This window comes from Nonomuraea sp. NPDC048916 (assembly GCF_040649575.1).
Lineage (GTDB): Bacteria > Actinomycetota > Actinomycetes > Streptosporangiales > Streptosporangiaceae > Nonomuraea.
Genome location: NZ_JBEZFS010000167.1, coordinates 1 through 618, shown reverse-complemented (window position 1 = coordinate 618; position 618 = coordinate 1). Strand labels below are relative to the sequence as shown.

Below are 618 nucleotides of genomic sequence, written 5' to 3'. Positions count from 1 at the left end.
ATCGAGGAGCTGCGCCGGCGCCCCGCGCACGAGGCGCCCTTCGAGGCCATGCGCCGGGCAGTGCTGTGCGCGTGGAACAGCATCGGCGAGGCGATCGAGGAGGTCATCACGGTCGACCTCCATATGCGGACCTACCAGATGATCGAGTCGACCCCGACCCTGCTCGCCGCCCATATGCGGCGCGGTATCGCCCTGGAGAACCACATCGCCCTGCTGATCGCGGAGCGCGAGGGGCTGGACGTGGACCGGGACCCCCGGCCGCGGGTGGCCGTCGCCGCGTTCTCCGGGGTGATGCGGGTGACCGGCCAGCTGTGGGGCCAGGGGCGCGACCCGAGCGTGGAGGCGCTGCGCGATCTGACCGAGGAGTACCTCGACCAGCTCGCCCCGGCCCTCGCCCGGGACTGGCGTCCGTAGACGTCGGGGAACGAAACAGACACCGGGTCACGAAACGCCGGGCTCGCGTCGACAAGAGCGCACCTCCGGAACCACGGTGACCCTCCGTGAGGAATCCGGAGTGAATCCTTTGCGGACGGGTGATGTACGTCACCCGAATCACGGTGGCCGACGCGCGTCTCCTAGGGTGTGGCGCAGTGACTTCTTTCGACACCTCTCCCACGT

1 protein-coding gene is annotated in these 618 nt (G+C 69.3%); it reads left to right on the top strand.

The genetic code is table 11. The features are described from left to right. Nucleotides 1–414 (top strand): hypothetical protein (locus tag AB0C16_RS40255; RefSeq protein ID WP_357691431.1); only part of this gene is annotated, 414 nt, incomplete at its 5' end. Nucleotides 415–618 lie beyond the last annotated feature (204 nt).